25 protein-coding genes and 2 pseudogenes are annotated in these 25,701 nt (G+C 64.3%); 17 read left to right on the top strand and 10 right to left on the bottom strand.

Annotated features, from left to right (window positions below; translation table 11 throughout):
• Positions 1 to 42 precede the first annotated feature (42 nt).
• The gene (locus tag ACSKB8_RS19505; RefSeq protein ID WP_438110898.1) at positions 43 to 231 is read right to left on the bottom strand and encodes a hypothetical protein; all 189 of its coding nucleotides are present in this window, start codon (positions 229 to 231) and stop codon (positions 43 to 45) included.
• On the opposite strand from ACSKB8_RS19505, the pseudogene fliD reads away from it, so the two are divergent.
• The 9 genes and pseudogenes from fliD to ACSKB8_RS19550 all read left to right on the top strand — a co-directional run bounded on the left by fliD (position 149) and on the right by ACSKB8_RS19550 (position 8,320).
• A pseudogene (gene fliD, locus ACSKB8_RS19510) lies at positions 149 to 1,751 on the top strand (flagellar filament capping protein FliD). The gene ACSKB8_RS19505 and the pseudogene fliD overlap by 83 nt on opposite strands.
• Positions 1,752 to 1,768: 17 nt before the next feature.
• A complete protein-coding gene (gene fliS / locus ACSKB8_RS19515; RefSeq protein WP_438105759.1) occupies positions 1,769 to 2,197 on the top strand; it encodes a flagellar export chaperone FliS in 429 nt (142 codons plus the stop codon).
• Positions 2,198 to 2,360: 163 nt separating this feature from the next.
• Entirely contained in the window at positions 2,361 to 2,633 is a 273-nt protein-coding gene (locus tag ACSKB8_RS19520; RefSeq protein WP_438105761.1) for a hypothetical protein, read from the top strand.
• Between the two features lie 263 nt (positions 2,634 to 2,896).
• Complete coding sequence (locus ACSKB8_RS19525; RefSeq protein WP_438105762.1) at positions 2,897 to 3,562, top strand: flagellar hook assembly protein FlgD; 666 nt, start codon at positions 2,897 to 2,899, stop codon at positions 3,560 to 3,562.
• Positions 3,563 to 3,612: 50 nt separating this feature from the next.
• A pseudogene (gene flgE, locus ACSKB8_RS19530) lies at positions 3,613 to 4,861 on the top strand (flagellar hook protein FlgE).
• A 3-nt stretch (positions 4,862 to 4,864) separates the two neighbouring features.
• Positions 4,865 to 5,125: a hypothetical protein gene (locus ACSKB8_RS19535; protein WP_438105764.1), complete on the top strand. Its 261-nt coding sequence runs from the start codon at positions 4,865 to 4,867 to the stop codon at positions 5,123 to 5,125.
• Between the two features lie 6 nt (positions 5,126 to 5,131).
• Complete coding sequence (locus ACSKB8_RS19540) at positions 5,132 to 5,602, top strand: flagellar protein FlgN (RefSeq protein ID WP_438105766.1); 471 nt, start codon at positions 5,132 to 5,134, stop codon at positions 5,600 to 5,602.
• A gap of 18 nt (positions 5,603 to 5,620) precedes the next feature.
• On the top strand, positions 5,621 to 7,396 hold the full coding sequence (flgK, locus tag ACSKB8_RS19545; protein WP_438105768.1) for a flagellar hook-associated protein FlgK: 1,776 nt from the start codon (positions 5,621 to 5,623) through the stop codon (positions 7,394 to 7,396).
• Between the two features lie 12 nt (positions 7,397 to 7,408).
• Positions 7,409 to 8,320 carry a flagellin gene (locus tag ACSKB8_RS19550; protein ID WP_438105770.1) on the top strand — a complete coding sequence of 304 codons (912 nt, stop codon included), beginning with the start codon at positions 7,409 to 7,411 and terminating at the stop codon, positions 8,318 to 8,320.
• Positions 8,321 to 8,326: 6 nt separating this feature from the next.
• Here the strand turns inward: ACSKB8_RS19550 and ACSKB8_RS19555 are convergent, their stop codons facing one another.
• From ACSKB8_RS19555 to ACSKB8_RS19585, 7 genes are all read right to left on the bottom strand, one after another.
• Positions 8,327 to 9,898 (bottom strand): AMP-binding protein, encoded by a 1,572-nt coding sequence (locus ACSKB8_RS19555; RefSeq protein WP_438105771.1) that lies wholly within the window; start codon positions 9,896 to 9,898, stop codon positions 8,327 to 8,329.
• Positions 9,899 to 9,931: 33 nt separating this feature from the next.
• On the bottom strand, positions 9,932 to 10,567 hold the full coding sequence (upp, locus tag ACSKB8_RS19560) for a uracil phosphoribosyltransferase (protein WP_370989400.1): 636 nt from the start codon (positions 10,565 to 10,567) through the stop codon (positions 9,932 to 9,934).
• A 245-nt stretch (positions 10,568 to 10,812) separates the two neighbouring features.
• Positions 10,813 to 10,947 (bottom strand): hypothetical protein, encoded by a 135-nt coding sequence (locus tag ACSKB8_RS19565; RefSeq protein ID WP_438105773.1) that lies wholly within the window; start codon positions 10,945 to 10,947, stop codon positions 10,813 to 10,815.
• Positions 10,948 to 10,961: 14 nt separating this feature from the next.
• Positions 10,962 to 11,153 carry a hypothetical protein gene (locus tag ACSKB8_RS19570; RefSeq protein ID WP_438105775.1) on the bottom strand — a complete coding sequence of 64 codons (192 nt, stop codon included), beginning with the start codon at positions 11,151 to 11,153 and terminating at the stop codon, positions 10,962 to 10,964.
• Between the two features lie 127 nt (positions 11,154 to 11,280).
• Positions 11,281 to 11,433 carry a hypothetical protein gene (locus tag ACSKB8_RS19575; RefSeq protein WP_438105777.1) on the bottom strand — a complete coding sequence of 51 codons (153 nt, stop codon included), beginning with the start codon at positions 11,431 to 11,433 and terminating at the stop codon, positions 11,281 to 11,283.
• Positions 11,434 to 11,565: 132 nt separating this feature from the next.
• Positions 11,566 to 11,844 carry a hypothetical protein gene (locus ACSKB8_RS19580; RefSeq protein ID WP_438105779.1) on the bottom strand — a complete coding sequence of 93 codons (279 nt, stop codon included), beginning with the start codon at positions 11,842 to 11,844 and terminating at the stop codon, positions 11,566 to 11,568.
• 22 nt (positions 11,845 to 11,866) lie between these two features.
• Complete coding sequence (locus ACSKB8_RS19585; protein WP_438105780.1) at positions 11,867 to 12,334, bottom strand: hypothetical protein; 468 nt, start codon at positions 12,332 to 12,334, stop codon at positions 11,867 to 11,869.
• A gap of 592 nt (positions 12,335 to 12,926) precedes the next feature.
• Here ACSKB8_RS19585 and ACSKB8_RS19590 point away from each other — a divergent pair.
• The 6 genes from ACSKB8_RS19590 (at position 12,927) to ACSKB8_RS19615 (ending at position 21,121) form a co-directional block, all read left to right on the top strand.
• Positions 12,927 to 13,016, top strand: a complete 90-nt coding sequence (locus ACSKB8_RS19590) for a K(+)-transporting ATPase subunit F (RefSeq protein ID WP_166814017.1) — start codon at positions 12,927 to 12,929, stop codon at positions 13,014 to 13,016.
• Between the two features lie 111 nt (positions 13,017 to 13,127).
• On the top strand, positions 13,128 to 14,831 hold the full coding sequence (kdpA, locus tag ACSKB8_RS19595) for a potassium-transporting ATPase subunit KdpA (RefSeq protein WP_438105782.1): 1,704 nt from the start codon (positions 13,128 to 13,130) through the stop codon (positions 14,829 to 14,831).
• A 17-nt stretch (positions 14,832 to 14,848) separates the two neighbouring features.
• Positions 14,849 to 16,963: a potassium-transporting ATPase subunit KdpB gene (gene kdpB / locus ACSKB8_RS19600; RefSeq protein WP_438105784.1), complete on the top strand. Its 2,115-nt coding sequence runs from the start codon at positions 14,849 to 14,851 to the stop codon at positions 16,961 to 16,963.
• 108 nt (positions 16,964 to 17,071) lie between these two features.
• Entirely contained in the window at positions 17,072 to 17,674 is a 603-nt protein-coding gene (locus ACSKB8_RS19605) for a K(+)-transporting ATPase subunit C (protein ID WP_438105786.1), read from the top strand.
• Between the two features lie 37 nt (positions 17,675 to 17,711).
• On the top strand, positions 17,712 to 20,435 hold the full coding sequence (locus ACSKB8_RS19610) for a DUF4118 domain-containing protein (RefSeq protein WP_438105788.1): 2,724 nt from the start codon (positions 17,712 to 17,714) through the stop codon (positions 20,433 to 20,435).
• Complete coding sequence (locus ACSKB8_RS19615) at positions 20,432 to 21,121, top strand: response regulator (RefSeq protein ID WP_370989413.1); 690 nt, start codon at positions 20,432 to 20,434, stop codon at positions 21,119 to 21,121. The genes ACSKB8_RS19610 and ACSKB8_RS19615 overlap by 4 nt, the downstream gene beginning before the upstream one ends.
• Before the next feature lie 136 nt (positions 21,122 to 21,257).
• Here ACSKB8_RS19615 and ACSKB8_RS19620 read toward each other — a convergent pair whose 3' ends face one another.
• Positions 21,258 to 22,145, bottom strand: coding sequence for a Ku protein (locus ACSKB8_RS19620; RefSeq protein WP_438105790.1), 888 nt, complete (start codon positions 22,143 to 22,145; stop codon positions 21,258 to 21,260).
• Between the two features lie 117 nt (positions 22,146 to 22,262).
• On the opposite strand from ACSKB8_RS19620, the gene ligD reads away from it, so the two are divergent.
• Positions 22,263 to 24,950, top strand: coding sequence for a DNA ligase D (gene ligD, locus ACSKB8_RS19625; RefSeq protein ID WP_438105792.1), 2,688 nt, complete (start codon positions 22,263 to 22,265; stop codon positions 24,948 to 24,950).
• An 89-nt stretch (positions 24,951 to 25,039) separates the two neighbouring features.
• Here the strand turns inward: ligD and ACSKB8_RS19630 are convergent, their stop codons facing one another.
• On the bottom strand, positions 25,040 to 25,204 hold the full coding sequence (locus ACSKB8_RS19630) for a DUF3309 family protein (RefSeq protein WP_018318514.1): 165 nt from the start codon (positions 25,202 to 25,204) through the stop codon (positions 25,040 to 25,042).
• A 178-nt stretch (positions 25,205 to 25,382) separates the two neighbouring features.
• Here ACSKB8_RS19630 and ACSKB8_RS19635 point away from each other — a divergent pair, with 178 nt between their 5' ends.
• A complete protein-coding gene (locus ACSKB8_RS19635; RefSeq protein ID WP_091879667.1) occupies positions 25,383 to 25,700 on the top strand; it encodes a polyhydroxyalkanoic acid system family protein in 318 nt (105 codons plus the stop codon).
• The last annotated feature ends 1 nt before the right edge of the window (position 25,701 follow it).

Genomic DNA, 25,701 nt, shown 5'->3' on the forward strand with positions numbered 1-25,701 from the left:
TGAAATCCAGGGCGGGCCGGCATGATGCCGGCCCGCCCTCTATCAGGGACCGCCACGCAAAGTGACCACCGTCAGTTCCAGCACCAGCACAAGCTCCACGAGTTCGGCAGTCTCGGTCACCACGAGCGGGACCACCAATTCGAGCAGCATCGACTGGTCGGCGCTGATCCAGGCCGCCGTCGACGCCAAGACCGCGCAGGCCACGACGATCTCGACCTCGATCACGAACAACGAGGCGAAGATCTCGGCGTATCAGACGCTCCAGAGCGATTTGAAGACGCTGTATTCGGGGCTGGCGTCGCTGGCGACCTCGGTCGTCAACTCGCTTTCCAGCAGCGCATTCGCCACACGCGCGGCAAGTATCGGTTCGACGGGAGACGTGAGCGCCTCCTCGGCGCTCTCGATGACCCTTCAGAGCGGTGCCGCGACGGGCGACCACACGCTGACGATCAGCCAGCTCGCGACCGCGCAGAAGGTGATCGGCACCTCGCAGTCGAGCCAGACCGACGAGCTCGGCTATTCCGGCACGTTTTCGATCGGTCTCGAAGGCGGTGCTACGTCCGACATTACCGTCACCAGCACGATGTCGCTCCAGGACGTCGTCGATGCCATCAATGCCCAGACCTCGACCACCAACGTCCAGGCATCGATCGTGCAGGTCTCCAGCGGCTCATACGAGATGGTGTTGACGGGCACGGAGGATGCCGCCGACATCACCTATTCCAGCACGTCGGGCGACAACATCCTGAACGAGCTCGGCGTGACCGACAGTTCGGGGTATTTCGCCGACGTGCTTCAGGAGGCGCAATCGGCGGAGTTCACGCTCGACGGCATCGCGATGACCCGCGACACCAACGATATCTCCGACGTCCTGAGCGGGGTCACCTTCAGCCTGCTCCAGGCAACGCCCGACGGAACGACGCTGAACATCAGTATCGAGCCCGATACCAGCCAGATCGAATTCGGCGATCGAGACCTTCGTCACCAACTACAACGCGTTTCGCGACGAGGTCATCGCCCAGCAGGCGACCGCGACGGACGGAACGGCAGCGTCGAGCGCGGTCCTGTTCGGCGACGGAACCATGCGCAACATCATGGATGCGCTGCAAAATGCCCTGAACAGCACCGTGGGCGGGCTGACCATGGCCGACCTCGGTCTGTCGTTCAACGAGAACAACGAGCTCGAGCTCGACACCAGCACGCTTTCGGACATCCTGACCACCAATCTCAGCGGCGTGACCAAACTGCTGTCGGCGCAGACGACGACGTCGTCCAGCCAGCTCAGCGTCATCAATACCGGGACATCGCCGCAATCCTTCACCCTGGATCTGGCGGTCGATTCCGATGGAAACCTCACCTCGGCCTCGGTCAGTGGCAACTCCTCGCTGTTCACGGTCAGCGGCAACACCATCATCGGCGCCTCCGGCTCGATCTATGCCGGCATGGCCTTCACCTATGGCGGATCGACCTCCCAGTCGATCACGGTGACATCGACCTCGGGCATCGCGACGCAGCTCTATCAGGTCGCGAAGAACTATTCGTCCTCGACTGGCGCGCTGCAAACGCTGATCACCAACCTCACGACGCGCGATGAAGAGCTGCAGCAGAAGGTCGACGACATCAACAGCGCGGCGTCGACCCTGCAGTCGCAGCTGGAGACGCAATACGCGAAATATCAGGCCGCGATCGAGAGCGCCAACAGCACGCTGACATATCTCAAGGCATTGCTGAACAGCTCGTCGAGCGATTGATCGGATCGAGTGAATTGATGATGCATAATCCAACCGCGTACATGGCCAATCAGGCCTATCGGGGCACGGCAACCACCGTACCGCCGCTCAAGGCGGTGTCGATGCTGCTCGGCGGCGCGATCACCTTCCTCCAGAAGGCGCTCGCGGCCCAGGAGGCGCGCCGCTTCGAGGAAGGGCACGAATACGTGATGAAGGCAACCGCGATCCTCCGCGGCCTCAGCCACAATCTCGATTTCGCCAAGGGCGGGGCGGTCGCCGAGCGGCTGTTCCAGACCTACAACGCCCTCATCCTGGCGAGCCTGAAGGCCTACGGCCGGCCGCACGCCCGACAAGCTTTTCAGCGGATCATTGCCGCTTTGGCCGAGCTGCGCGAGGCTTGGCAGTCCGTCGATGCGACCGTGCGGGGCGGCAAGGCCGTACCGACCGGTTCGGTCCGCACGGGCTAGGCCTCGGCTTCCCGATCCAGAGGGCAGGGGAGGCGTCCACCTTCAATTCCGGCCGGCTTCCGTGGTGCTGCGGACGCTTTTGCGCTTCAGTCCGCCGAAATCCGGTTTTCGGCATGCCGGCAATGCTTTATGACGGGCCTGACCGAAGCGGAATCGGCGGGCGATGGACGTCACCGAGTTTGAGGAACTGATCGATCGGCTGGGCGAGGATCTCTCGCTCTGGCCCGATGACCGGCGTTTGCCCGCCGAAGAGCTGCTGACGCAATCGGCCACCGCGCAAGCGCTGCTGGAACAGGCGCGCGCCTTGCGCCATGCGCTCGCCGCACCTCCGGTCCGCGCGCCCAAAGGCCTCGCCGACCGCATCGTCGCTGCGGCAGCGAAAATGAAAGACGAGACTGCCGAGCCGCGCACCGAAGGCGAGACGGCGGAGAGCTGAGCGGCTCTTTCTGACAAATTGTGTCTCTTTCACCTCACCCCGATTGCGGGGAGAGGGAACGCAGCGGCAGCGCGCCGCTAAATCAACCTGACATCATCGCACTTCTAAACGCGCGCACGGCAGATTTTGCCGTGTCGAAAGCTGTTTTTGCGCGGGCGAATCCGCGCCTGAATCCACGCGCCCACGCGTTTCATCAGCACACAGATTTCACGTGCCGCCCGCCGACATCGTCACCGCCGGCCGCACGAGAACCGGAGTGACCGATGACCGTTTCCGCGACGAGCTCCGTCTCGACAGCCACCACGACGACGTCGTCGTCGAGCACATCGTCCAGTTCGACGCTGACCTCCAGCGACTTCCTCAGCCTGCTCGTCAGTGAGCTTCAGAACCAGGATCCGCTGAACGCGACGTCGACCACCGACTTCATCAATCAGCTCACCTCCTACGCCAATTTCACTCAGCAGCAGTCGATCAACTCCAACATGTCGTCGCTGGCGAGTTCGTTCTCGAGCCTCGTGACGCTCAACTCGGTGAACTACATCGGCCACACCGTCGAGGCGAAGACCGACACGTCGACCCTGAGTAACGGCTCGGCGACCTTCGGCTACTCGCTGTCCTCGGCGGCCTCGAACGTATCGATCAGCATCTCGGACTCTTCCGGCAATGTCGTCTACACCGGCGCCGGAACGGGAAATGCGGGCTCGAACAGCTTCACCTGGGACGGCAAGGATTCCAGCGGCAATCAGCTCTCCGATGGCGGCCAGTACACGATCTCGGTGACGGCGACAGATTCCGCCGGCAACTCGGTGCTCAACTACACGACCGTCACCGGCACGGTGACCGGCATCGACACCTCGACCTCCACGCCCTCGCTCACGGTGAACGGTGTCGCCGTCAGCGCCGCCAACATCCTCGGCGTCACGTCCTGATCTGACATCCTGATTTCCTCGGAGTTTCATCATCGAGTCTCACCGGTGCATTGTCCTCGGCGATCTCGGCGCTCAGCGCCCAGAGCCAGTCCCTGTCGATGATCAGCGACAACATCGCCAACTCCGATACGACCGGTTACAAGACCACGTCGGCGATGTTCGACGCGCTCGTGACCGCGTCCAGCAATACGACCTCCTACGCCTCGGGCGGCGTCACCGTCTCGGGCCGCGCCAACATCACCCAGCAGGGCCTGCTGGCTGCGACCTCCAATGCCACCGACGTTGCGATCCAGGGGTCCGGATTCTTCGTGGTGACCAATGCCACCACCGGCGGCACCGTCGCCTATACGCGTAACGGCGCCTTCACGATCAACAATGCGGGCTATCTCGAGAACAACGGCTATTATCTCGAGGGGTGGCGCACCGATGCCGACGGCAACGTCGTCGGCAGCGAATCGGCGAGCAATCTCGAGGCCATCAACACCCAGGTCGCCTCGACCAGTGGCAGCGCCACCACCAAGACCACGATCGCGGCGAACCTGCCGTCGGACGCTGCCACCGGCGACACCTATACCAGCTCGATGACGGTCTACGATTCGCTCGGTGCAGCGAACACGATGCAGATCACCTGGACCAAGACCGGGACCAACGCCTGGAGCGCGAGCTTCGCCAATCCAACGTCGGCCTCGGATACCACGACCGCGACGGGCACAGCCTCGGGCATGATCGACATCACCTTCAACAGCGACGGCTCGCTCGCCAGCACCAGCCCGGACCCGGCCACCGTGTCGATCACGGGCTGGACCGACGGTGCGGCCGACAGCACCATCACGATGGACGTCGGCACCGCCGGGGGCACCGATGGTCTGACGCAATACGCCTCCGGCGAGACCACGCCGTCGGTCAACGTCACCAGCATCGATTCGGACGGCCTGTCCTACGGAAAATTATCCAGCATCTCGATCGGCAAGGACGGCGTGGTCGACGCCACCTATTCCAACGGCCAGACCATTGCGATCTACAAGATTGCGGTGGCGACCTTCGCCGATCCCAACGGGCTCGCGGCTTCCAGCGACGGCATCTACTCGGCGACGGTGACGTCGGGCAACGCCGCCTTGCAGGCCTCCGGCGAGAACGGTGCGGGCACGATCTACGGCAGCGAGCTGGAATCGTCGACCACCGACACCTCCAGCCAGTTCTCGAGCATGATCTCGGCGCAGCAGGCCTATTCCGCCGCGTCCCAGGTCATCTCCACCGTCAACAAGATGTACGAACACCCTGATCTCGGCGATGAGGTGAGCGATGCCCGGTGAAAAGGCAAGCACGACGGGCGAAGCGCTGCTGCGCCGGTTGCGGCGGCTGGTCGGCCGCGCCGCAACCGTCACAGGCCGCGACCGCAAGCAATTGCTCGCGCTGCTCGACGATTTCGAGACGACCCGCCGCGGCCTGTTGAAGCAGTGCGCGGAGATCGAGGGCGAGATGAGGCAGGCCGCCGTCAGGGCAACCGCGATCGGCACGTATCTGCGCAACTCGCAAGTCCACCGCGGCAAACGGCACAACTAGAAGGCAATGATCATGAGTGTAGCTCAAGCCAAGAGCCAAGCGAGGACGAACGCTGCGAGCGGCGACGCACGGATCAAGTCGCTGATCGTGCTCATCGATGCGCTGACCGCGCTGGTCGTGGAGGAGAACGCCGAGCTTGCCAAGGGCTTGCCGGCCTCGCGCTTGAAGCAGGTCGACGAGAAGAATCAGCTGGCGGAGATCTTCGAACGGACCGTTGCCGAATGTGCGGCGGGCACGACCAGCCTGAACGTGGGGGACCGGATCCTGCGCGAGCAGCTGATGGAGCGGATCCTGAAGCTGCGCGCGGCGATGGACGAGAATCTGGTGCGCCTGCGCGCGGCGATCGAGGCCAGCAACCGCCGGATCGAAGCGGTCATGCAGGCGATCCGCGAGCAGATCGCGACGGTGTCGCCCTACGGGGCCTCGGGCCGTGTCGCCGCGCGCGCGGTCTCCAGCGGCACCTGCCGCAGCGCCTGACGAGCCGAGGAAGCTGCCGTGTCACTCGATATCGCACGATCGATCGCCTTCAGCGGGCTGTCGTCGACGTCCGTGCAGATCAGCGTGACGTCCTCGAACATCTCGAACGCCGACACGACGGGCTACACCCGGAAGACCGCGAACCAGTCCAGCAGCGTCACCAACGGTGTCGGCACCGGCGTCACGGTGACCGGCATCACCTCGACGGTCGACAAGCTGCTGCTGAAGTCGCTGATCGCTGCGACCTCCGAGCTCGGCTCGGCCGACACCGCCAACACCTATCTGACCTCGCTGCAGAAGCTCTACGGATCGACCAGCAGCACCGACAATTCGTCGACCGGGACCTCGCTCGCCAACAGCATTGCCTCGCTCGAATCGGCGCTGTCGTCACTGGCGAGCACACCGAGCAGCGCTTCGCTGCAATCCAACGTCGTCAGCGCACTCGACGACGTCGCGAGCCAGTTGCGGGAGACCTCAAGCGGCATCCAGAAGCTCCGCGCCGATGCCGACCAGGACATTGCGTCCGCGATCGACGATGTCAACGCGGACCTGGAGCAGATCGCGGATCTGAATGCCCAGATCAAGCAGACGGCGGCAGCGGGCCAATCGACCGCGGACCTGGAGGACCAGCGCAACACCGCGCTCCAGTATCTCGCCTCGAAGATGAATATCAGCTATTTCACGGCGTCGAACGGCGATCTCCAGATCTACACCAATTCGGGCCAGGCGCTGGTCGATTCGTCCGCGCACACGATCAGCTATACCGCTGCGGCCAACGTGACGGCATCGACGACCTACACCGCCGGCTCGTCGTCGAACGGCTTCAGCGCGATCACGGTGAACGGGGTCGACATCACCTCCCAGATATCAGGCGGCGGTATCGGCGCGCTCATCACGCTTCGCGACACGACCCTGCCGGCGGCGCAGTCCCAGCTCGACCAGCTCGCGCAACAGCTTGCCTCGGCGATGAACAGCGTCTCGAACGGCGCTTCGTCGGTGCCGGCGCCGACGAGCCTCACCGGCACGACTGTTGTCACCAGCTCTACGGCGCTCTCCGCCACCGGAACGGTGCGCATTGCCGTCACCGATCAGAGCGGCAATCTGGTCTCCTATGGCGATCTCGATTTGTCGTCCTATTCCACCGTCGGGGATCTCGTCACGGCCATCAACGGCATTTCCGGATTATCCGCCTCGGTCGATGCGGACGGCCATCTCTCGATCACGGCGACCGGATCTGGCAATGGCGTCGCCATCAACGAGATGACGAGCTCGGTGGGAGGCTCGGGTGAGGGATTTTCGGAATATTTTGGCCTCAACGATCTCGTGACCGGAACGAGCGCGGCTGATATCGCGGTCAACAGCAAGATCCTGTCGGGCACCAACGAGCTTCAACTCGCGACGTTGGATTCGTCATCGAGTCTGACGGTCGGCAGCTCCGTACTGCCGTCGGGGTCGGCCACCGTGGTCAATGCATTCTACGACGCATTGACGAACTCCCGGACATTTGCCTCCACCGGTGGGCTTGCCGCCACCACCGGCTCGCTGGCCGACTACGCCTCGGCCATCGTTGCCGATGTCGCAAGCAAGGCGTCCCAGGCGTCGACGAGCTACACCGCCAAGGAGACCGCGCAGTCGACCTATGCGAGCTCGCTGGCGTCGCAGTCGGGCGTCAACCTCGACGAGGAATCCGCCAAGCTCAGCACGCTCCAGAACAAATATTCTGCGGCATCAGCGCTGATCCAGGCGATCAACTCGATGTACTCGGCGCTGCTCACCGCCGTGCAGTCGACGTAAGAGGGGAAGGCCATGGTTGCGATGCGGGTTGCAACCTTCGCGCAGTCGGACAAGATGATCGCCGATGCGATGCGCGTCGAGACGGTCATGGCCAACAAGCAGATCCAGGAATCGTCGGGCGTCGTCTCGACCGATTTCGGCGGCTACGGCGCGGATGCGCAGCATATCGTCAATCTCCAGGTCTCGGTGACGCGCGCGCAATCCTATATCGATGCCGCGACGCTGGCCGACAGCAAGGTCCAGGTGATGTATTCGGCCGTGGGCTCGATGACCGACATCCTCACGCAGCTCCGCTCCCAGCTCAGCGCAGCCTCGACCGGCAGCTCGACCGAGACGAATTCGGTGATCACGACCGCCCAGCAGATGCTGGAGCAGATGGGCTCGCTCATGAACACGCAATATGACGGTCAGTATGTGTTCGCCGGCGGCAAGACCGATACGGCGCCGGTCGATCTCACGAGCTTTTCGTCCGGGACCGGCTCCACCACCACGGCGGACACCAGCTATTATTACGGCGATGACGAGATCGCCTCGGTCCGCGTCGCCTCGGATGAGACGGTGTCGTACGGCGTAACCGCCGACAATGCGGCGTTCGAGGAGGTGATGCGGGTGCTGAAGTTCGTCGCCAACAGCACCTCGCTGTCGTCTTCGGATATTGCCAGCGCGCTCGATCTCGCTGGCACGGCGCTCGACGACACCGCGGCCGTGCAGGCAAAGCTGTCCAGCGCGGCGTCGTCGATCGAGAGCGCGAGCGCCCGCCAGAGCGACTACAAGAGCTATGCCGAGACGCTGTCGAACGACCTCACCGGTGTCGACGTGGCCGCCATCACGGCACAGCTTTCGACTTACCAGGCCCAGCTCACCGCGTCCTATTCGGCACTCGCCAAGATCCTCAGCCTCAATCTCGCGAGCTATTTGAAATAGGTCGGCCTATTCGGCGGCGATCCGTTCCATCGCCATGGCACGAAGCCTGGCGCGCTGGATCTTGACGCCATTGGCACTGTCGGTGACGGGAAAGGCGTCCACGACATAGATCCGCGCCGGCACCTTGTAGCCGGCGAGCCGCTCGCGCAGATGGGCAGTCAGCGCGTCCTGTCGCGGTGGCTCTCCAGCAGGGATCACGAAGGCGACGCAGCGTGCCTGGCCCTTGAGATCGACCGCAACCACCTGAGCGTCGGCCACCCCAGCGCACGACTTGAGCTCGTCTTCGATTTCTCCGGGCGCGACCAGGAAACCGCCGAGCCGCATCGCATCGCCCGCGCGGGTCTCGTAGACGAATGAACCATCGCCGCGCAGGTGGCCGATGTCGCCGGTGCGGAAGAATCCGTCGGCGGTGATCGCTTCGCGCGTCGCCTCGGGATTGTTGAAGTAGCCGAGGAAGCGCGACGGCGCGCTGATCTCGATCTCGCCGGAAACGCCCTGGGCCGCAAGCTCGCCGGTCTCGACATCGCGGACGCGGACTTTCGCGTCCGGCGACATCGGCCAGCCGCCGCCTTCGATGCGGTCGGCGAAGGCATCGCTGCCGCGGCCGATCGAGAACAGCGCCTGCACCTCGCTCGAACCATAGAGGCCGAACAGCGGCATGCCGCGCGCCTCGGCCTCCGCGGCCAGCTCGCGCCAGCCTGGCTGGAATGCGGCGAAGCCGCAGATTTCGAGATGCGGAAACGGACGTGGTGCATCGGTGAGCGCGAGGATGCGGCGGAACATCTCATCCGAGCCGAATGAATGCGTGATCCTGCACGCGCTGAGGATCTTCGCCGCCGGCGCCGCTTCGAAGGCGTCGAGCACATGAATGGTCGCGCCCGCTGCGATGAAACCGAGCAGGCTCGTCATGCCAAAAGTGCCGCAGAACGGCAGCATCGCGAGCAGCGAATGGCGCTGTGGATCAAGCTTGAGCGCTTGGACGATGGAGGCGGCGTGCGTCGCCAGCGTCCGCTGCGAATGCGCGACGAGCTTCGGGCCCCTGGTCGTGCCCGATGTCGTGTAGAGCAGGACCGGCAGGCCGATGTCGTCCTGAGCCGGCGGGGCGGGCGGATAGGGCCGCTCGAAGGCATCGAACCGCACACAAGGCCAGTGCGCCGGGATGGCATCCGCGCCGACCACCGCGAGCTGTCGCAGTGCGGGCACCTCGTCCTTGGCGATATCGGCGAGGATGGCGGCAAAGTCGATCGAGCGGAACGCGGCTTCGACCACCATCAGCTTGGCACCGGACACGCGCAGCAGATGCGCGACTTCCGCGCTGCGATAGCGCGTATTGACGGCGGCGACGACCGCGCCCAGGCGGGCCGCGGCGAACAGCAGTGCGAGCCATTCGATCCGGTTGACCAGCCAGGCCGCGACGACGTCGCCTCTGCCGATGCCCTGCGCGGCGAGCCAGGCGGCGGTCTGCTCGATCCTTCCTGATAACTCCGCGCACGAAACCGGCGTGCCGTCGAACACGAAGGCGGGACTGGCGGTCTCGGTCCGGATCAGCGATTGCAGCGAAAATCTGTCGGTCAGCATGGCAATCGGAGTAACCCGATCGCGCGAAGCTGTCTACTTGGTGCCGAACATCCGGTCGCCGGCATCGCCCAGGCCCGGCACGATGTAGCCGTGGTCGTTGAGCCGTTCGTCGATCGCGGCGGTCCAGACCGGGACGTCGGGATGCTCGCTCTGGAACTTCGCGATGCCCTCGGGCGCGGCCAAAAGGCAGACGAAGCGGATGTCGCGGGCGCCGCGCGCCTTGAGCAGCGAGGCGCCGGCGCAGGCCGAATTGCCGGTGGCCAGCATCGGATCCATCAGGATCACGGTGCGATCGGACAGGTCCTGCGGCGCCTTGAAGTAATATTCCACGGCCTGCAATGTCTCGGGGTCGCGGTAGAGCCCGATATGGGCGATGCGCGCCGAGGGCATCAGCGCCAGCATGCCGTCGAGGAAGCCGACGCCCGCGCGCAGGATCGGCGCCAGCGTGAGCTTCTTGCCCGCGATCTTCGGCGCCTGCATCGGTGCGATCGGCGTTTCGATCTCCACCAGCTCCAGCGGCAGGTCGCGCGTCACCTCGTAGCCGAGCAGCATCCCGATCTCGTTCAGGATCTCGCGAAAGCTCTTGGTCGAGCGGTCCTTCTCCCGCATCAAAGAGAGCTTGTGCTGGACCAGGGGGTGGGCGACGACGTTGACGCTGCTTGTGCTCATGAAACCGCTCTACACGGTTCCGTGAAATTGCGCCAGATCGGTCGGGTCTTTTCCGCGGGATATGCCGCCTCAACCGGGCACAGCGACCGCGCTGCGCGCCCGGTTGCTCGCCTCCTAGGCAGCCATGGTCAGTTCGCGGTCGATCGCCATGCGCATGGCGTCCATGGCCGGCTGGCGCAGGCAGCTCTTCGCGGTGACATTCGACGGCTGGTGGATCGTGCGCAAGCCAGGAGCATAAGTGAGGATTAGACCCCCAGCCCGCGCGCGACGAGCGTGATCATGATCGTCAGGATGGCGCCCCAGACCATGCTCAGCGTCATGGTCAGGACGGTTACGGTGACCGCCTGCTCGAGATTTCCCTTGAAGGGCTGCAAGGTCATGATGGTGGCCCCGCTCAGGCGTGGAGATGCCAGACATAGATTGCGGTCCTGAGCGCAATCAGCGCGGTGAGCACGCTGCCCATCGTGAGCAGGGTCAGCGCGCGGAGCGCGACGCGCTTGAGCTGGGCCTCGCGGAACGGCGATAGCCGCATGGTGCTCTCTGCCCAGCCAAGAGGCCGTTCAAATCCATGTGTCAGCATCGACATTTGAAAGTCCTTGTCCGTGGTGCGGTGAATTGGCCGCTCCGATCTCTCTCACATGATCAGCAGCGATGTGTAGGATTGCGAGATGAACGCCGAGGCTTCCGTATAGGAATCTCATAAGCGCGCAGATCTATGCCCTGACGCTGTCGATCAATTCCTCATCGGCGATCGCGGCGAACGCGCGTACCACCTCTCTCTGCGCGACCGCGTCCAGCGGCACGATCGGAAGCCGTGTATCGGCGGACATCAGGCCAAGCACGCTCAATGCGTATTTGAGTTTCACGAGGATATTCCTTCTGAACGGTGCCGGCGTGGGACGCACGTCCTTGCCGGCGTCCTCAGTATCCTCAGTCGCGAATATGATTTCGAGGGCGGGGGCGCGGCGATCTCATAGGAAGGTCATAAAGCCGGACGTTCAGGCCACATCGTCGACGATGTGGGCCAGCGCGAACAGCGCGCCGAAGGCGACGCCTTCGTCCCAATGATTGAGCGCGGCTCCGAACAGCGGCTCGCGCCTGACGAGGCCAGCGAGCGCGCACAGGATGATCGACATCCAGAGCAGGACGGCGAGGCTCCGGCCGAAGCCGATGCTGCCGAATGCGGCAAAGCCAACGAGCAGCGCGAGGCGGACCGCGAAACGTGCGATCACGCGCGACGGGGTCAGCGTGCGCGGCATGTCGGGAGCTTGCGACACGGCATCGATCCGTCAGGCTGCCCTAGCCGAAATTGTCGCAGACGAGTTGCTCGTAAAGCGGATCCGGCGCAGGACGAACCGAAGGAACGCTCGGTCGCCGCACATCCGCGACCAAAGTCCGGACCTCGAGGAAGGCCGACAGCAAAGCCAGCGCGAGGTCGGCATGGCGCCCCTCGACCGCGGCGTCCAGCCAGTCCGGCAGCTCACGCTCGCGCGACAGCGCGCAATGCCACTCGCCGTCGTCATAGGCGATGCGGCGGACCTGCCACATCGGCAGCTCAAGCTGCACCAGCGCCAGTGCCGCATCGGCCCAGGCCTCGACGTCGATCAGGCGCATGATGCGTGTGGTGCGTTCGCTTTGCCCGAGCGAGGAGACGCGCCGGCAGGCGTGCTCGATGATGTCGAGCATCAGCGGCCGTGTCATCGCCGGTACCGCGCGAAGCCGCTGGCTGAGGGAAGGCGGGTCATGGCGTGGGACAGCGGCGGTCATATCAGGCCTCCTGAAATTGGCGTCGGTCAGTCGGCCGGCATTGCCAAGATGGCCGGGAGGGCATTTGAAAGCGAGATGAGGATCGGGCGAGAGATATAGGGATTTCATAAGTGCGGGGGAGGGCGTGCGCTCATGGAAGGCTCGGTCGCTCACATTCTCCGCTGTCGTCCCGGCGAAGGCCGGGACCCATAGCCACGCAAGGTGGTTCGGCGAAGACTCTTGGTTACCGGCTTCGGGGCGCAACTACTTCCTGGGGTTATGGGTCCCGGCCTTCGCCGGGACGACGGCGCAAAGTTGGGCGAGCCTCAGCCCGCTCGCCTTTATGAGATTCCTATAACGTCGCCATAGGGCTCATCTCGAAAACCTATGTGCGCGGTGGCACCTCAGCGCCGTGAAGTTCCCGGCCGGAGAGGCATGCATTGCATTCGCTCCCAGCAAGCCGCCCGCCGGCCTGAGACGGGCTCGCCGGATATCGTCTCGTATTGAGGAGTATCGTCATGATGGACATTCTGATGCTGGCGCTGGGCTTCGTCTTCTTCGCCCTTGCGATCGGCTACACCTATGCCTGCGAACGGCTGTGAGGGAGCGGATCATGATCTTCGATTATGCCCTCGCCGGCGCCGTCTCCCTCGGCCTCCTGGTCTATCTCACCTATGCGCTGCTGCGGCCCGAGCGGTTCTGAGCCGTGCTGCTGCTCGTCGAATTGCTGCTGGCCGACGCCGTGCTCGTCGCCTGTCTGCTGACGGTGCTCCTGCCGCTGTTGCGCCGGCACCAAGCCTGAAGGGTTAATTCCATGACTGTGATCGGTTGGCTCCAGATCATTCTGTTTTGCGCCATTATCGTTGCGCTGACCAAGCCGCTCGGCTGGCACATGACGCGCGTGTTCAACGGCGAGCGGACGTTCCTGTCGCCGGTGTTGCGTCCGATCGAGGCCGGCATCTACTGGATTTCCGGCGTCGACGAGAAGCGCGAGCAGCACTGGCTGACCTACACGGTCGCCATGTTGCTGTTCCATGTCGGCGGCTTCCTCATCATCTACGGCGTGATGCGGCTTCAGGCCGTGCTGCCCTTCAATCCGGCCGGGCAGGGCGCGGTCGCCGAGGATCTCTCCTTCAACACCGCGGTCTCCTTCATCACCAACACCAACTGGCAGAACTACGGCGGCGAGAGCACGCTGTCCTATCTCGTGCAGATGCTCGGCCTGACGCACCAGAACTTTCTGTCGGCCGCGACCGGCATCGCGCTGGCGATGGCCCTGATCCGCGGCTTCTCGCGCGCTTCGATGCGCACGGTCGGCAATTTCTGGGTCGACGTCGTCAGGTGTACGCTCTACGTGCTGCTGCCGATCTGCGTCGTCTATGCGCTGTTCCTGGTCTGGCAGGGCATGCCGCAAACGCTCGGGCCGTATATCGAGGCGACCACGCTCGAAGGCGCCAAGCAGACCATTGCGGTCGGGCCGGTCGCCTCGCAGGTCGCGATCAAGATGCTCGGCACCAATGGCGGCGGTTTCTTCAACGCCAATGCCGCGCACCCCTTCGAAAACCCGACGGCGCTGTCGAACTTCGTGCAGATGCTGTCGATCTTCACGCTTGGCGCGGCCATGACCAATGTGTTCGGCCGCATGGTCGGCAACCAGCGCCAGGGCTGGGCGATCCTCTCCGTGATGGGCGTGCTATTTCTGGCCGGCGCCGCCATCACCTATTGGGCGGAGGCGAACGGCACCTCGACGCTCCATGCGCTGGGTCTGACTGGCGGCAACATGGAGGGCAAGGAGGTCCGTTTCGGCATCGTGGCGTCCTCGCTGTTCGCGGTCGTTACCACCGCCGCCTCCTGCGGCGCGGTCAATGCGATGCATGACAGTTTTACCGCCCTCGGCGGCATGATCCCGCTGATCAACATCGAGCTCGGCGAAATCATCGTCGGCGGCGTCGGTGCCGGCATGTACGGCATGCTGCTGTTCGTCATTCTCGCGATCTTCGTCGCGGGACTCATGGTTGGTCGCACCCCGGAGTATGTCGGCAAGAAGATCGAGGCGCGCGAGGTCAAGATGGCGATGCTGGCCATCCTGGTGCTGCCGCTGATGATCCTCGGCTGGACCGCGGTCGGCGTGGTCTATCCGGCGGCAGTCGCCTCCATGGCGAATTCCGGACCGCACGGCTTCACCGAAGTGCTCTACGCCTTCACATCGGCGGCCGGCAACAACGGCTCGGCTTTCGCCGGGCTCACCGGCAACACGTTCTTCTACAACCTGACGCTGGCAAGCGCGATGTTCGTCGGCCGCTTCTTCATGATCGTCCCGGCCATGGCGATCGCGGGATCGCTTGCGGAGAAGAAGTCGATCCCGCCGTCCATGGGCACGTTCCCGACCACCGGCGCCCTGTTCGTCGGCCTCGTCGTCGGCGTCATCCTGATCATGGGTGGCCTGACCTTCTTCCCGGCGCTCGCGCTCGGCCCGATCGTCGAACATCTGGCGATGAACGCCGGCAACCTGTTCTGATTTTTGGAGTGACCTCCATGGAGACGATGAAACTGCAAAAACGTGCGCCGATGTCGGCAATGCTCGATCCCAGAATCGTGATGCCCGCGATCCGCGCCTCGTTCACCAAGCTCGATCCGCGGCTGATGGTGAGGAACCCTGTCATGTTCGTGGTCGAGGTCGTGGCTGCGCTCACCACGGTGATCTTCCTGCGTGACATCGTCACCGGTGTTGCCAGCCTCGGCTTCACCTTCCAGATCATCGTCTGGCTCTGGTTCACGGTGCTGTTCGCCAATTTCGCCGAAGCGGTGGCCGAAGGCCGCGGCAAGGCGCAGGCCGAATCGCTGCGCAAGACCCGCACCGAAAGCCAGGCCAAGCTCCTGACCGGGTCCGAGCAGCCGTTCAAGCTCGTGCCTGGCACGAGCCTCAAGGTCGGCGACATCGTGCTGGTCGAGGCCGGTGACACCATTCCTTCCGACGGCGAGGTGATCGAGGGCGTCGCCTCCGTCAACGAGGCCGCCATCACCGGCGAATCCGCACCCGTGATCCGCGAATCCGGCGGCGACCGCTCTGCGGTCACCGGTGGCACGCAGGTGCTGTCGGACTGGATCCGCGTCCGCATCACCGCAGCCCAGGGCTCGACTTTCATCGACCGCATGATCAAGCTGGTCGAGGGCGCCGAGCGGCAGAAGACCCCGAACGAGATCGCGCTCAACATCCTGCTCGCCGGTCTCACCATCATCTTCGTGTTCGCGACCGTCACCATCCCGAGCTATGCGGCCTATGCCGGCGGCTCGATCTCAGTGATCGTGCTGGTCGCCCTGTTCGTGACGCTGATCCCGACGACGATCGGCGCGCTGTTGTCGGCGATCGGCATCGCCGGCATGGACCGCCTGGTGCGCTTCAACGTGCTGGCGATGTCCGGCCGCGCCGTCGAGGCTGCCGGTGACGTCGACACGCTGCTGCTGGACAAGACCGGCACCATCACGCTCGGCAACCGGCAGGCGACGGCGTTCCGTCCTGTGCGCGGCGTCACCGAGCAGGAGCTGGCGGACGCGGCCCAACTCGCCTCGCTCGCCGATGAGACACCGGAGGGCCGCTCTATCGTCGTGCTGGCGAAGGAGAAATACGGCATCCGTGGCCGCGACATGGCCGAGCTTGGCGCCACTTTCATCCCGTTCACCGCGCAAACTCGCATGAGCGGCGTCGATGCCGGCGGCTCATCGGTGCGCAAGGGCGCGGTCGATGCCATGCTGAATTATGTCGGCGGCGGCGCGCCGCTGGCCGTTGCCTCCGGCAACGCGGCGCGGGCAATCCAGCCGGCCGCGCTGTCGGATCTCGGTCGCGAGATCCAGGCCATTGCCGATGATATCTCGAAGGCCGGCGGCACCCCGCTGGCGGTCGCCAGGGACGGCAAGCTGCTCGGCGTCATCCAGCTCAAGGACATCGTCAAGGGTGGCATCCGCGAGCGCTTTGCCGAATTGCGCCGCATGGGCATCCGCACCATCATGATCACCGGCGACAATCCGATGACGGCGGCTGCGATCGCCGCGGAAGCCGGCGTCGACGACTTCCTGGCGCAGGCAACCCCCGAGGACAAGCTCAAGCTGATCCGCGACGAGCAGGCCAAGGGCAAGCTGGTCGCGATGTGCGGCGACGGCACCAACGACGCGCCGGCGCTCGCGCAGGCCGACGTCGGGGTCGCCATGAACACCGGCACTCAGGCCGCCCGCGAGGCCGGCAACATGGTCGACCTCGATTCCAATCCGACCAAGCTGATCGAGGTGGTCGAGATCGGCAAGCAGCTCTTGATGACGCGCGGTGCGCTGACCACGTTCTCGATCGCCAACGACGTCGCCAAGTATTTTGCGATCATCCCGGCGATGTTCCTGGCGTTCTACCCCCAACTCAGCGTGCTCAACGTCATGAACCTGTCGAGCCCGCAGAGCGCCATCCTGTCGGCGATCATCTTCAACGCGCTCATCATCATCGCGCTGATCCCGCTGGCGCTGAAGGGCGTTGCCTACCGCGCCGTCGGCGCCGGCGCGCTGCTCCAACGCAATCTCTTGATCTACGGCCTCGGCGGCATCGTCATTCCCTTTATCGGCATCAAGGCGATCGACCTCGTCGTCACCGCCTTGCATTTGGCATAGCCCGTCATTGCGAGGAGCCCTTGCGACGAAGCAATCCAGGCTGCCTCCATGGAAAGACTCTGGATTGCTTCGCTTCGCTCGCAATGGCGGAAGAAATAGGAGACTAACATGCTCAGAGAAATTCGTCCCGCCATCATGCTCTTGCTGGCGCTCACCGCCATCACGGGCCTTGCCTATCCGCTGGCGATGACTGCCATTGCCGGCACGTTGTTTCCCGTGCAGGCGCAGGGCAGCCTGATCGAGAGGGACGGCAAGGTGGTCGGCTCCGCCCTGATCGGGCAGGAGTTCAAGGAGGACAAATACTTTCACGGCCGCCCTTCGGCGACGGTTGCGCCGGACCCTAATGATTCAACCAAAACGGTGCCGGCGCCCTACAACGCCGCCAATTCGGGCGGCTCCAATCTCGGCCCGACCAGCAAGGCGCTGGCCGACCGGCTGAAGGAAGATGTGGACAAGCTGAAGGCAGAGAATCCGAATGCGGCGGTGCCGGTCGATCTGGTCACGACGTCGGCCAGCGGCCTCGATCCTGATATCTCGCCGGAGGCGGCGCAATTCCAGATACCGCGCGTGGCGAAGGCGCGGAAGATGCCGGAGGATCAAGTCGAGCAACTCGTGGCTGCCAACACCGAAGGCCGTCTGCTCGGCCTGATCGGCGAGCCCCGCGTCAACGTGCTGGCGCTGAATCTCGCGCTCGACCGCGCCGCGAAGTAGTCTAGGCTCGGCACACGGGGGTGATTATATTGGCCTGATGGTTCAACAGCGCCGTGATCCCGAACAACGTCCGTCGCCCGAGGCGCTGCTGGAAGCAGCGCGGCGGGAGGAGAGCGCGAGCGGCAGGCTGAAGATCTTCGTCGGCGCCGCCCCCGGCGTCGGCAAGACCTACGAGATGCTGCAAAGCGCTCACGCCAAGCGCAAGGCGGGCGTCGACGTCGTGGTCGGCTTCGTCGAGACCCACGGCCGCGCTGAGACCGAGGTGCTGGTGCGCGGGCTAGAGGTGGTCCCGCGCAAGCGGCTCGATTACCGCGGCCAGGTCGTGGAGGAGATGGACCTCGACGCCGTAATTGCGCGTCGGCCGCAGATTGCGCTGGTCGACGAGCTCGCCCACACCAACGCGGCGGGCAGCCGCCACCCCAAGCGCTATCTCGACGTCGACGAGCTGCTCTCCCACGGCATCGACGTCTATACCGCCGTCAACATCCAGCACATCGAGAGCCTGAACGACGTCGTCGCCCAGATCACCCATGTGCGGGTGCGCGAGACCGTGCCTGATTCGGTGTTCGACCGGGCCGATGCGATCGAGCTGATCGACCTCACGCCTGATGATCTGATCCAGCGGCTTAAGGAGGGCAAGGTCTATGTGCCCAAGCAGGCTGAGCGGGCGCTGGAGCATTATTTCTCGCCGGGCAACCTGACCGCGTTGCGCGAGCTCGCGCTGCGGCGCACGGCCGAGCGGGTCGACGAGCAACTGCTCACCCATATGCAGGCGAACGCCATCGCCGGTCCCTGGGCAGCGGGCGAACGCATCCTCGTCTGCGTCAGCGAGGATCCGCGCGCGGCTGGCCTCGTGCGCTATACCAAGCGGCTGGCCGACCGGCTCCATGCCCCGTTCACCGCGCTCTCGATCGAGACCCGGCGATCCCTGCAATTGTCCGACGATGAGCGCGACCGGCTGGCCGATACGCTGCGGCTTGCCGAATCGCTCGGCGGCGAGGCGCTGACGATTCCCGCCGTCGGCCGCCGCATCGCCGACGACGTCGTCAACTTCGCACAAGGCAACAACGTCACCCAGATCGTGATCGGCAAGTCGACGCGTTCGCGCTGGTTCGAGATGACGCGCGGCTCAGTCGTGCATGACCTGGTGCGCCGCGCCGGCAACATCACCGTCCATGTCATCGCCGGTGACGAGCTGCCCGGCGAGGCCGTGCCCAAGACCGCGGTGCAGACCGCTGCTCGCTCGGAGCCGTTCAACCCGCGGCCCTATCTGAAGGCGCTCGGCATCGTGCTGATCGGCCTCGGCGCCGCCGAGCTGATCCAGCCCTATTTCGGCCTCGAGAACGTCGATCTCGTGCTGCTGACCTCGGTCGTCGCGGTTGCCGTCCGCTATGGTTTGTGGCCGTCCCTGATGGCAACAGTGGCGGCGTCGCTTTGCTACAACTTCTTCTTCATTCCGCCGATCTACACCTTCACGATTACCGACCCGACCAACGTTGCCGCCTTCGTGCTGTTCATGGTGGTGGCGATGATCGTCTCCAATGTCGCGGCGCGCGTGCGCATCCAGGCCGACACCGCGATCGGCCGGATCCGGATGACCGAGCAGCTCCATGCCTTCAGCCGCAAGCTCGCCGGCACCGCCACGCTCGACGATGTGCTGTGGGCAACCGCCTACCAGATCGCGCTGATGCTGAAGGTCCGCGTCGTGTTGCTGCTGCCGGAAGAGGGCCTGCTCACGGTGAAATCCGGCTATCCGCCGGAGGATGAGCTCGATCAGGCCGACCTCGCCGCCGCCAACTGGGCCTGGAGCAACGACCGCCCCGCAGGCCGCGGCTCGGACACGCTGCCGGGTGCGAAACGGCTGTTCCTGCCGATGCGCACCGGGCGCGGGCCAATCGGCGTCATCGGCATCGACAACGACCGCACCGGCCCGCTATTGACCCCGGACCAGCGCCGGCTGCTCAACGCGCTGGTCGACCAAGGCGCACTCGCGATCGAGCGCGTGCTGTTGGTCGAGGACATGGACCGCGTCAAGCGCACCGTCGAATCCGAGCGGCTGCGCTCGGCGCTCCTGACCTCGATCTCGCACGATTTGAAGACGCCGCTGGCCTCGGTGCTCGGCGCGGCCTCCACCATGCGCGATCTCGCCGGCGCACTCTCGGACACCGAGAAGCGCGACCTGCTCGCGACCGTGATCGACGAGTCCGAACGGCTCAACCGCTTCATCGCCAATCTGCTCGACATGACCAAGCTCGAATCCGGCGCCATCGTGCCCAACACGGCGCTGCACGATCTCGGCGAGATCGTCGGTAGCGCGCTGCGGCGGGCGGCCAAGATCCTCGCTGCCCACAAGGTCGAGCTCGTGCTGGCGGCCGATCTGCCGATGCTCGAGCTCGATGCCGTACTGTTCGAGCAAGTGCTGTTCAACCTGCTCGACAACGCCGCAAAATATTCGCCGGCCGACACCACGATTGCGATCCGCAGTCAGCGCGAGCGCGATCAAGTCGTTCTCCAGATCGCCGATGAGGGCGGAGGCATCCCACCCGACGAGCTCGAGAGCGTGTTCGACAAGTTCTATCGCGTGCAGAAGGGGGACCATGTTCGTCCCGGCACCGGGCTCGGCCTTGCCATCTCCCGCGGCTTCGTCGAGGCGATGCGGGGCACGATCTCGGCCGCCAACCGCAGCGACCGGAGCGGCGCGATCCTCACCATCCGTCTGCCCGTCCCAGTGCAGACCCACGCATTGGATACCGCTGCATGAGTGCTGCCCCGATCAAGGTTCTGGTCATCGATGACGAGCCGCCGATCCGTAAACTGCTGCGGATGGGGCTGTCGACGCAGGGCTATGAGATCCTGGAGGCGTCGAACGGCAAGACCGCGCTGGACAAGCTTGCCGAGGAGCCGGCGCTGATCATCCTCGATCTCGGCCTGCCCGACATCCAGGGCCATGAGCTGCTGCGCTCCATCCGCGCCCGCAACGAGGGCGTGCCGATCGTGGTGCTGTCGAGCCGCGGCGACGAGGCCGGCAAGGTGCAAGCGCTCGATCTCGGCGCCGACGATTACCTGACCAAGCCGTTCGGCATGGACGAGCTGCTGGCCCGCTTGCGTGCCGCACTCCGCCACCAGCTTCAGGTCAAGGGCGAGCGCCCTGTGTTCCGCACCGGCGACCTCTCCGTCGATCTCGTTCGCCGCATCGTCAAGGTCGGCGAGCGCGACGTGAAGCTGTCACCGAAGGAATACGATCTTCTTCGCGTGCTGGTGCAGCACGCCGGCAAGGTGCTCACCCACCGCTTCCTGCTCAAGGAGCTCTGGGACGAGCTGACGGATGCGCAATATCTGCGCGTCTATGTCCGTCAGCTCCGCCAGAAGATCGAAGCCGACCCGGAACGGCCGCAATATGTGCTGACGGAGACGGGGATCGGATACAGGTTGAAGGCGGGGGATTAGGCCCGTCCTCTGGTCACGACTGAGTTGTCGCGCGAGCCTGTATCCACATCGTCATTGCGAGCGCAGCGAAGCAATCCAGGGTCCCTCCGCGGGAAGATTCTGGATTGCTTCGCTGCGCTCGCAATGACTGAGTGAATCAACCCGCCTTGCGATGCCGCGCCGGTGAACGGTGCGCCTTCCTGGTGGCTCGGTGCCGCCCCTGCGCACGGCGCGCATGTGACTTCGCCGCAGTCTTTTTCCCTCTTCCGCGTCCCTTCAGGCTCTGCTTCAGCGCATCCATGAGGCTGACGACGTTGCTCGGCCGTTCTTCGGGCTCCGGCAGCTCGATCTTCTTGCCGCTGGCCTTGCGCTTCACCAGCGCCTTCAGCGCGTTCTCGTACTCGTCCTTGAATTCGCTAGGATCGAAATGCGCGGCCTTGGAGTGCAGGATGTGGCCGGCGAGCTCGACCATGTCCTTGGTGATCTTCGGGCTCTTGATGTCCTCGAAGAACTGATCCTCGTCGCGCAGCTCGTAAGGATAGCGCAGCGTGGTGCCGAGCAGGCCCTTGCCGAGCGGCTCGATCGCCATCACGTGCTCGCGGTTGGTGAGCACGATTTTTGCGAGTGCCACGCGGTCCTGATCTTTCATGGCGTCGCGGATCACCGCGAAGGCGTCGACCGCGGCTTTGCCATCGGGGGCGATGTAATAGGGGTGGTTGAGGTAGCGCTGGTCGATTTCCTCGCTCGGCACGAAGCTCTCGATGTCGATGGTGTGGTTGCTCTCGATCTGGACCGCCTCGAGCTCCTCCGGTTCGACCTCGACATATTTGCCCTTGCTCAGCTCGTAGCCGCGCCCCTTCTGGTCGCTCTCGACGACGTCGCCGGTCTCGGAATCGATCATCTGCTGCTTGAGCCGGTTCCCGGTCTCGCGGTTGATGAGATGAAACCGAGTCTTCTCCGCGGCGGTCGCAGCCGGATAGAGCATGACCGGACAGCTGACCAGCGAGAGCTTCAACGTTCCCTTCCAATAGGCACGCGGGGCCATTCCATTCTCCAGCGTTTTCAAGGCGTTTTGGAACCCCAACCCTTCCGTGGGGTTTTGGTTCCGGGTGGGACTTTGGCCGTGATAGGCTTGAATGCCGAAAGAGAAGCGGGACCAGTCGTGCTGCAAAAACTCTCCACTTACCGACAGAAGCGTGATTTCGAAAAGACGCCCGAGCCATCAGGCAAGACCGCTGTCGCGCCCTCGAAGCAGCGGCGCTTCGTGATCCAGAAGCATGATGCCAGTCGGCTGCATTACGACTTCCGGCTCGAGTTGGACGGCGTCTTCAAGTCCTGGACGGTGACGAAGGGGCCCTCGCTCGATCCGCGCGACAAGCGGCTGGCGGTCGAGGTCGAGGACCATCCGCTCGACTATGGTGATTTCGAAGGCACGATTCCCGAAGGGCAGTACGGCGGCGGCACCGTGATGCTGTGGGATCGAGGCACTTGGGAATTGGAAGATCCGGAAGCCGGCTTCAAGAAGGGCGATCTCAAGTTCACCCTGCATGGCGACAAGCTGCATGGAAGCTGGGTGCTGGTGCGCATGCGCAACCGCGGCGGCGAAAAGCGGACCAACTGGCTGCTGATCAAGCACCGCGATGAACATGTCCGCGAAGGTGCCGACAACGACATCCTCGACCAGGACAAGTCCGTCGCCTCCGGCCGAGCGATGGAGCAGATCGCCGAAGGCAAGGGCCGCGCGCCCAAACCTTTCATGCTGGCTAGAGGTCTCAAGGGTCCCAAGGGCAAGGCCAATGCAGTCTGGCAGTCCAACCGCGCCGAGGAGGCGAAAGGGCGCACGGTGAAGCCGGCGCCGCGCACGGCGTTGAAGGCCGGAAGGGCGGCAAGGAAGAAGGCGACGACGGCAGCAAACGCGAAGAAAGTTTCAGAGATACCGGATTTCGTGGCGCCGCAGCTCTGTACGCTGGTCGAGCGGCCGCCGGCCGACCAGGGCTGGTGCCACGAGATCAAGTTCGACGGCTATCGCGTCCAGCTCCGCGTCGAGGACGGCGAGGCGACGCTCAAGACGCGCAAGGGTCTCGACTGGACCGGCAAGTTCGCCTCCATTGCCAAGGATGCGGGCGCGCTGCCGGATGTAATGATCGACGGCGAGATCGTCGCGCTCGATCACAACGGCGCGCCGAACTTCTCCTCGCTTCAGGCTGCGTTGTCCGATGGCAAGACTGACGAGCTGATCTTCTTTGCCTTCGACCTCCTGTTCGCGGAGAACCAGGATTACCGCCGGCTGCCGCTCGGCGAACGCAAGGCCCAGCTGAAGGAGCTCCTGGAATCGCACAAACGGAAGGCGAGCCAGATCCGATATGTCGAGCATTTCGAGAGCGGGGGCGATGCCGTGCTGCAATCGGCCTGCAAGCTCGAGCTCGAGGGGGTGGTGTCGAAGAAGCTGGATGCCCCGTATCGTTCCGGCCGTACCGAGAGCTGGGTCAAGTCGAAATGCCGCGCCGGCCACGAGGTGGTGATCGGCGGCTACAAGACCACGAACGGCAAGTTCCGCTCGCTGATGGGCGGCGTGCAGCGCGGCGATCATCTCGCCTTCGTCGGCATGGTCGGCACCGGCTTTGGCGCGGACAAGGTCAAGCGCATCATGCCGTCACTGAAGGCCATGGAGGCGAAGGAAAGCCCCTTCGGCGGCAAGAATGCGCCGAAGAAGACCCGCGAGGTACACTGGCTGAAGCCGGAGCTCGTCGCCGAGATCGAGTTCGCCGGCTTCACCGCCGACGGCAATGTCCGCCAAGCGGCTTTCAAAGGCCTGCGGCAGGACAAGCCGGCCGAGGAGGTCGAGGCCGAAACGCCAGTCGACACCGAGCTCGCCAAACCCTCGGCCAAAGGAGTGAAGCGCGCAAAAGCGAAGCCAGGCGCGCGATCGGCCCCCAGCGGCAGCAATGCCGAGGTCATGGGTGTCGTCATCTCCAAGCCGGACAAGGAGCTCTGGCCCGATGTCGGCGATGGTGGTGCCATCACCAAGCTGGACCTTGCCCGCTATCTCGAAGCCGTCGGCGAATGGATGATCGTGCACCTGAAGGGCCGGCCTTGCTCGCTGATCCGCGCTCCTGACGGCATCAAGGGTGAATGCTTCTTCCAGCGCCATGCCATGCAGGGCACGTCGAACCTTCTGGAGCTCGCAAGGGTCTCCGGCGACCGCAAGCCGTACCTGCAGATCGATCGGATCGAAGGGCTCGCCGCGGTGGCGCAGGTCGGCGGCGTCGAGCTGCATCCCTGGAATTGCGCGCCTTATGCCTATGACACGCCGGGCCGGCTGGTGTTCGATCTCGACCCTGCGCCTGACGTCGACTTCGCCGACGTCGTCGAGGCGGCCAAGGAGATGCGGCAGCGGCTCGCCGATATCGGCATGGACAGCTTCTGCAAGACCACTGGCGGCAAGGGCATCCATGTGGTGGTGCCGCTGCTCCACGGCGCGCGCGACAAGGTGAGCTGGAAGGAGGCCAAGGCGTTTGCGCAAGGCGTTTGCCAGTGGATGGCCAATGACGATCCCGAACGCTATCTGCTCAACATGTCCAAGAAATTGCGCAAGGGAAAGATCTTCCTGGACTATTTGCGCAACGACCGTATGTCGACGGCGATTGCCCCGCTGTCGCCGCGCGCGCGCGCCGGTGCCACGGTGTCGATGCCGCTGACTTGGGCGCAGGTGAAGAGCGATCTCGATCCGAAGCGCTATACGATGCGCACCGTGCCGGGCCTGCTGGCGCGATCGAAAGCGTGGGAAGGTTATGATGATGCCGCCGCGTCGATCAAGACGGCCATGAAGAAGCTGGCGTCGAAAAAGTAGGGTGGGTTAGCCGAAGGCGTAACCCACCAATTTCGTTCAATATTCGCAGAAGCGTGGTGGGTTACGCTTCGCTAACCCACCCTAGGTGCCTATATCCGTCCCATCAGGAGCAGGATCAGCAGGATGACGATGACGAGTCCGAGGCCGCCGCCGCCGTAATAGCCGGTGCCGTAAAACGGCCCGCCGCCAATGCCGCTGAAGCCGCCGAGCAGGGCGATGACCAAGATGATCAGAATGATCGTGCCGATAGACATGCGAGTCTCCTCCAGCCCTTTGTTGAAAGGGTCGTTGCACCTGTCCCGTCGTGCGGGGCAACTTGCCGCAGGTTTTAAAGTTCCGGCTTCGCAAATGGGCCCCAACTCCGGCATGCATGGAACTTTTGCCGTTTCATGCGGCATGATCAGGTGAGGGGCAGTCAGCAGGGCCACGGCCATGTCAGAACCGCTCGTCGTTTCAATTCCGCATCGTCTCGGCCGCGATGAGGCGGTGCGCCGGCTCAAGACGGGGCTTGGCCGCGCCGCAGCAAGCATTCCCGTGTTGCAAGTCGAAGAGGAGCGCTGGAGCGGCGACAGCATGAATTTCCGCATCCGCGCGCTCGGGCAGATCGCGACCGGCCAGGTCGACGTCACCGAAGATCACGTCCGGGTCGAGGTGGTGCTGCCCTGGCTGTTGCAGCGCTTTGCCGAGATGGCCCAGGCCGCGATCAGGAAGCGCGGACAGTTGCTGCTGACCAAGGACGGCGGCAAGTAGC

This window comes from Bradyrhizobium sp. BR 1432 (assembly GCF_051547705.1).
Taxonomy (GTDB): Bacteria; Pseudomonadota; Alphaproteobacteria; order Rhizobiales; family Xanthobacteraceae; genus Bradyrhizobium; species Bradyrhizobium zhanjiangense.

Coding starts and splice junctions, on each gene's coding strand:
- fliS (WP_438105759.1), top strand. CDS start 1,769: ATGATGCATAATCCAACCGCGTACATGGCCAATCAGGCCTATCGGGGC.
- ACSKB8_RS19520 (WP_438105761.1), top strand. CDS start 2,361: ATGGACGTCACCGAGTTTGAGGAACTGATCGATCGGCTGGGCGAGGAT.
- ACSKB8_RS19525 (WP_438105762.1), top strand. CDS start 2,897: ATGACCGTTTCCGCGACGAGCTCCGTCTCGACAGCCACCACGACGACG.
- ACSKB8_RS19535 (WP_438105764.1), top strand. CDS start 4,865: ATGCCCGGTGAAAAGGCAAGCACGACGGGCGAAGCGCTGCTGCGCCGG.
- ACSKB8_RS19540 (WP_438105766.1), top strand. CDS start 5,132: ATGATCATGAGTGTAGCTCAAGCCAAGAGCCAAGCGAGGACGAACGCT.
- ACSKB8_RS19550 (WP_438105770.1), top strand. CDS start 7,409: ATGGTTGCGATGCGGGTTGCAACCTTCGCGCAGTCGGACAAGATGATC.
- ACSKB8_RS19555 (WP_438105771.1), bottom strand. CDS start 9,898: ATGCTGACCGACAGATTTTCGCTGCAATCGCTGATCCGGACCGAGACC.
- upp (WP_370989400.1), bottom strand. CDS start 10,567: ATGAGCACAAGCAGCGTCAACGTCGTCGCCCACCCCCTGGTCCAGCAC.
- ACSKB8_RS19565 (WP_438105773.1), bottom strand. CDS start 10,947: ATGACCTTGCAGCCCTTCAAGGGAAATCTCGAGCAGGCGGTCACCGTA.
- ACSKB8_RS19570 (WP_438105775.1), bottom strand. CDS start 11,153: ATGTCGATGCTGACACATGGATTTGAACGGCCTCTTGGCTGGGCAGAG.
- ACSKB8_RS19585 (WP_438105780.1), bottom strand. CDS start 12,334: ATGACCGCCGCTGTCCCACGCCATGACCCGCCTTCCCTCAGCCAGCGG.
- ACSKB8_RS19590 (WP_166814017.1), top strand. CDS start 12,927: ATGATCTTCGATTATGCCCTCGCCGGCGCCGTCTCCCTCGGCCTCCTG.
- kdpA (WP_438105782.1), top strand. CDS start 13,128: ATGACTGTGATCGGTTGGCTCCAGATCATTCTGTTTTGCGCCATTATC.
- kdpB (WP_438105784.1), top strand. CDS start 14,849: ATGGAGACGATGAAACTGCAAAAACGTGCGCCGATGTCGGCAATGCTC.
- ACSKB8_RS19605 (WP_438105786.1), top strand. CDS start 17,072: ATGCTCAGAGAAATTCGTCCCGCCATCATGCTCTTGCTGGCGCTCACC.
- ACSKB8_RS19610 (WP_438105788.1), top strand. CDS start 17,712: ATGGTTCAACAGCGCCGTGATCCCGAACAACGTCCGTCGCCCGAGGCG.
- ACSKB8_RS19615 (WP_370989413.1), top strand. CDS start 20,432: ATGAGTGCTGCCCCGATCAAGGTTCTGGTCATCGATGACGAGCCGCCG.
- ACSKB8_RS19620 (WP_438105790.1), bottom strand. CDS start 22,145: ATGGCCCCGCGTGCCTATTGGAAGGGAACGTTGAAGCTCTCGCTGGTC.
- ACSKB8_RS19630 (WP_018318514.1), bottom strand. CDS start 25,204: ATGTCTATCGGCACGATCATTCTGATCATCTTGGTCATCGCCCTGCTC.
- ACSKB8_RS19635 (WP_091879667.1), top strand. CDS start 25,383: ATGTCAGAACCGCTCGTCGTTTCAATTCCGCATCGTCTCGGCCGCGAT.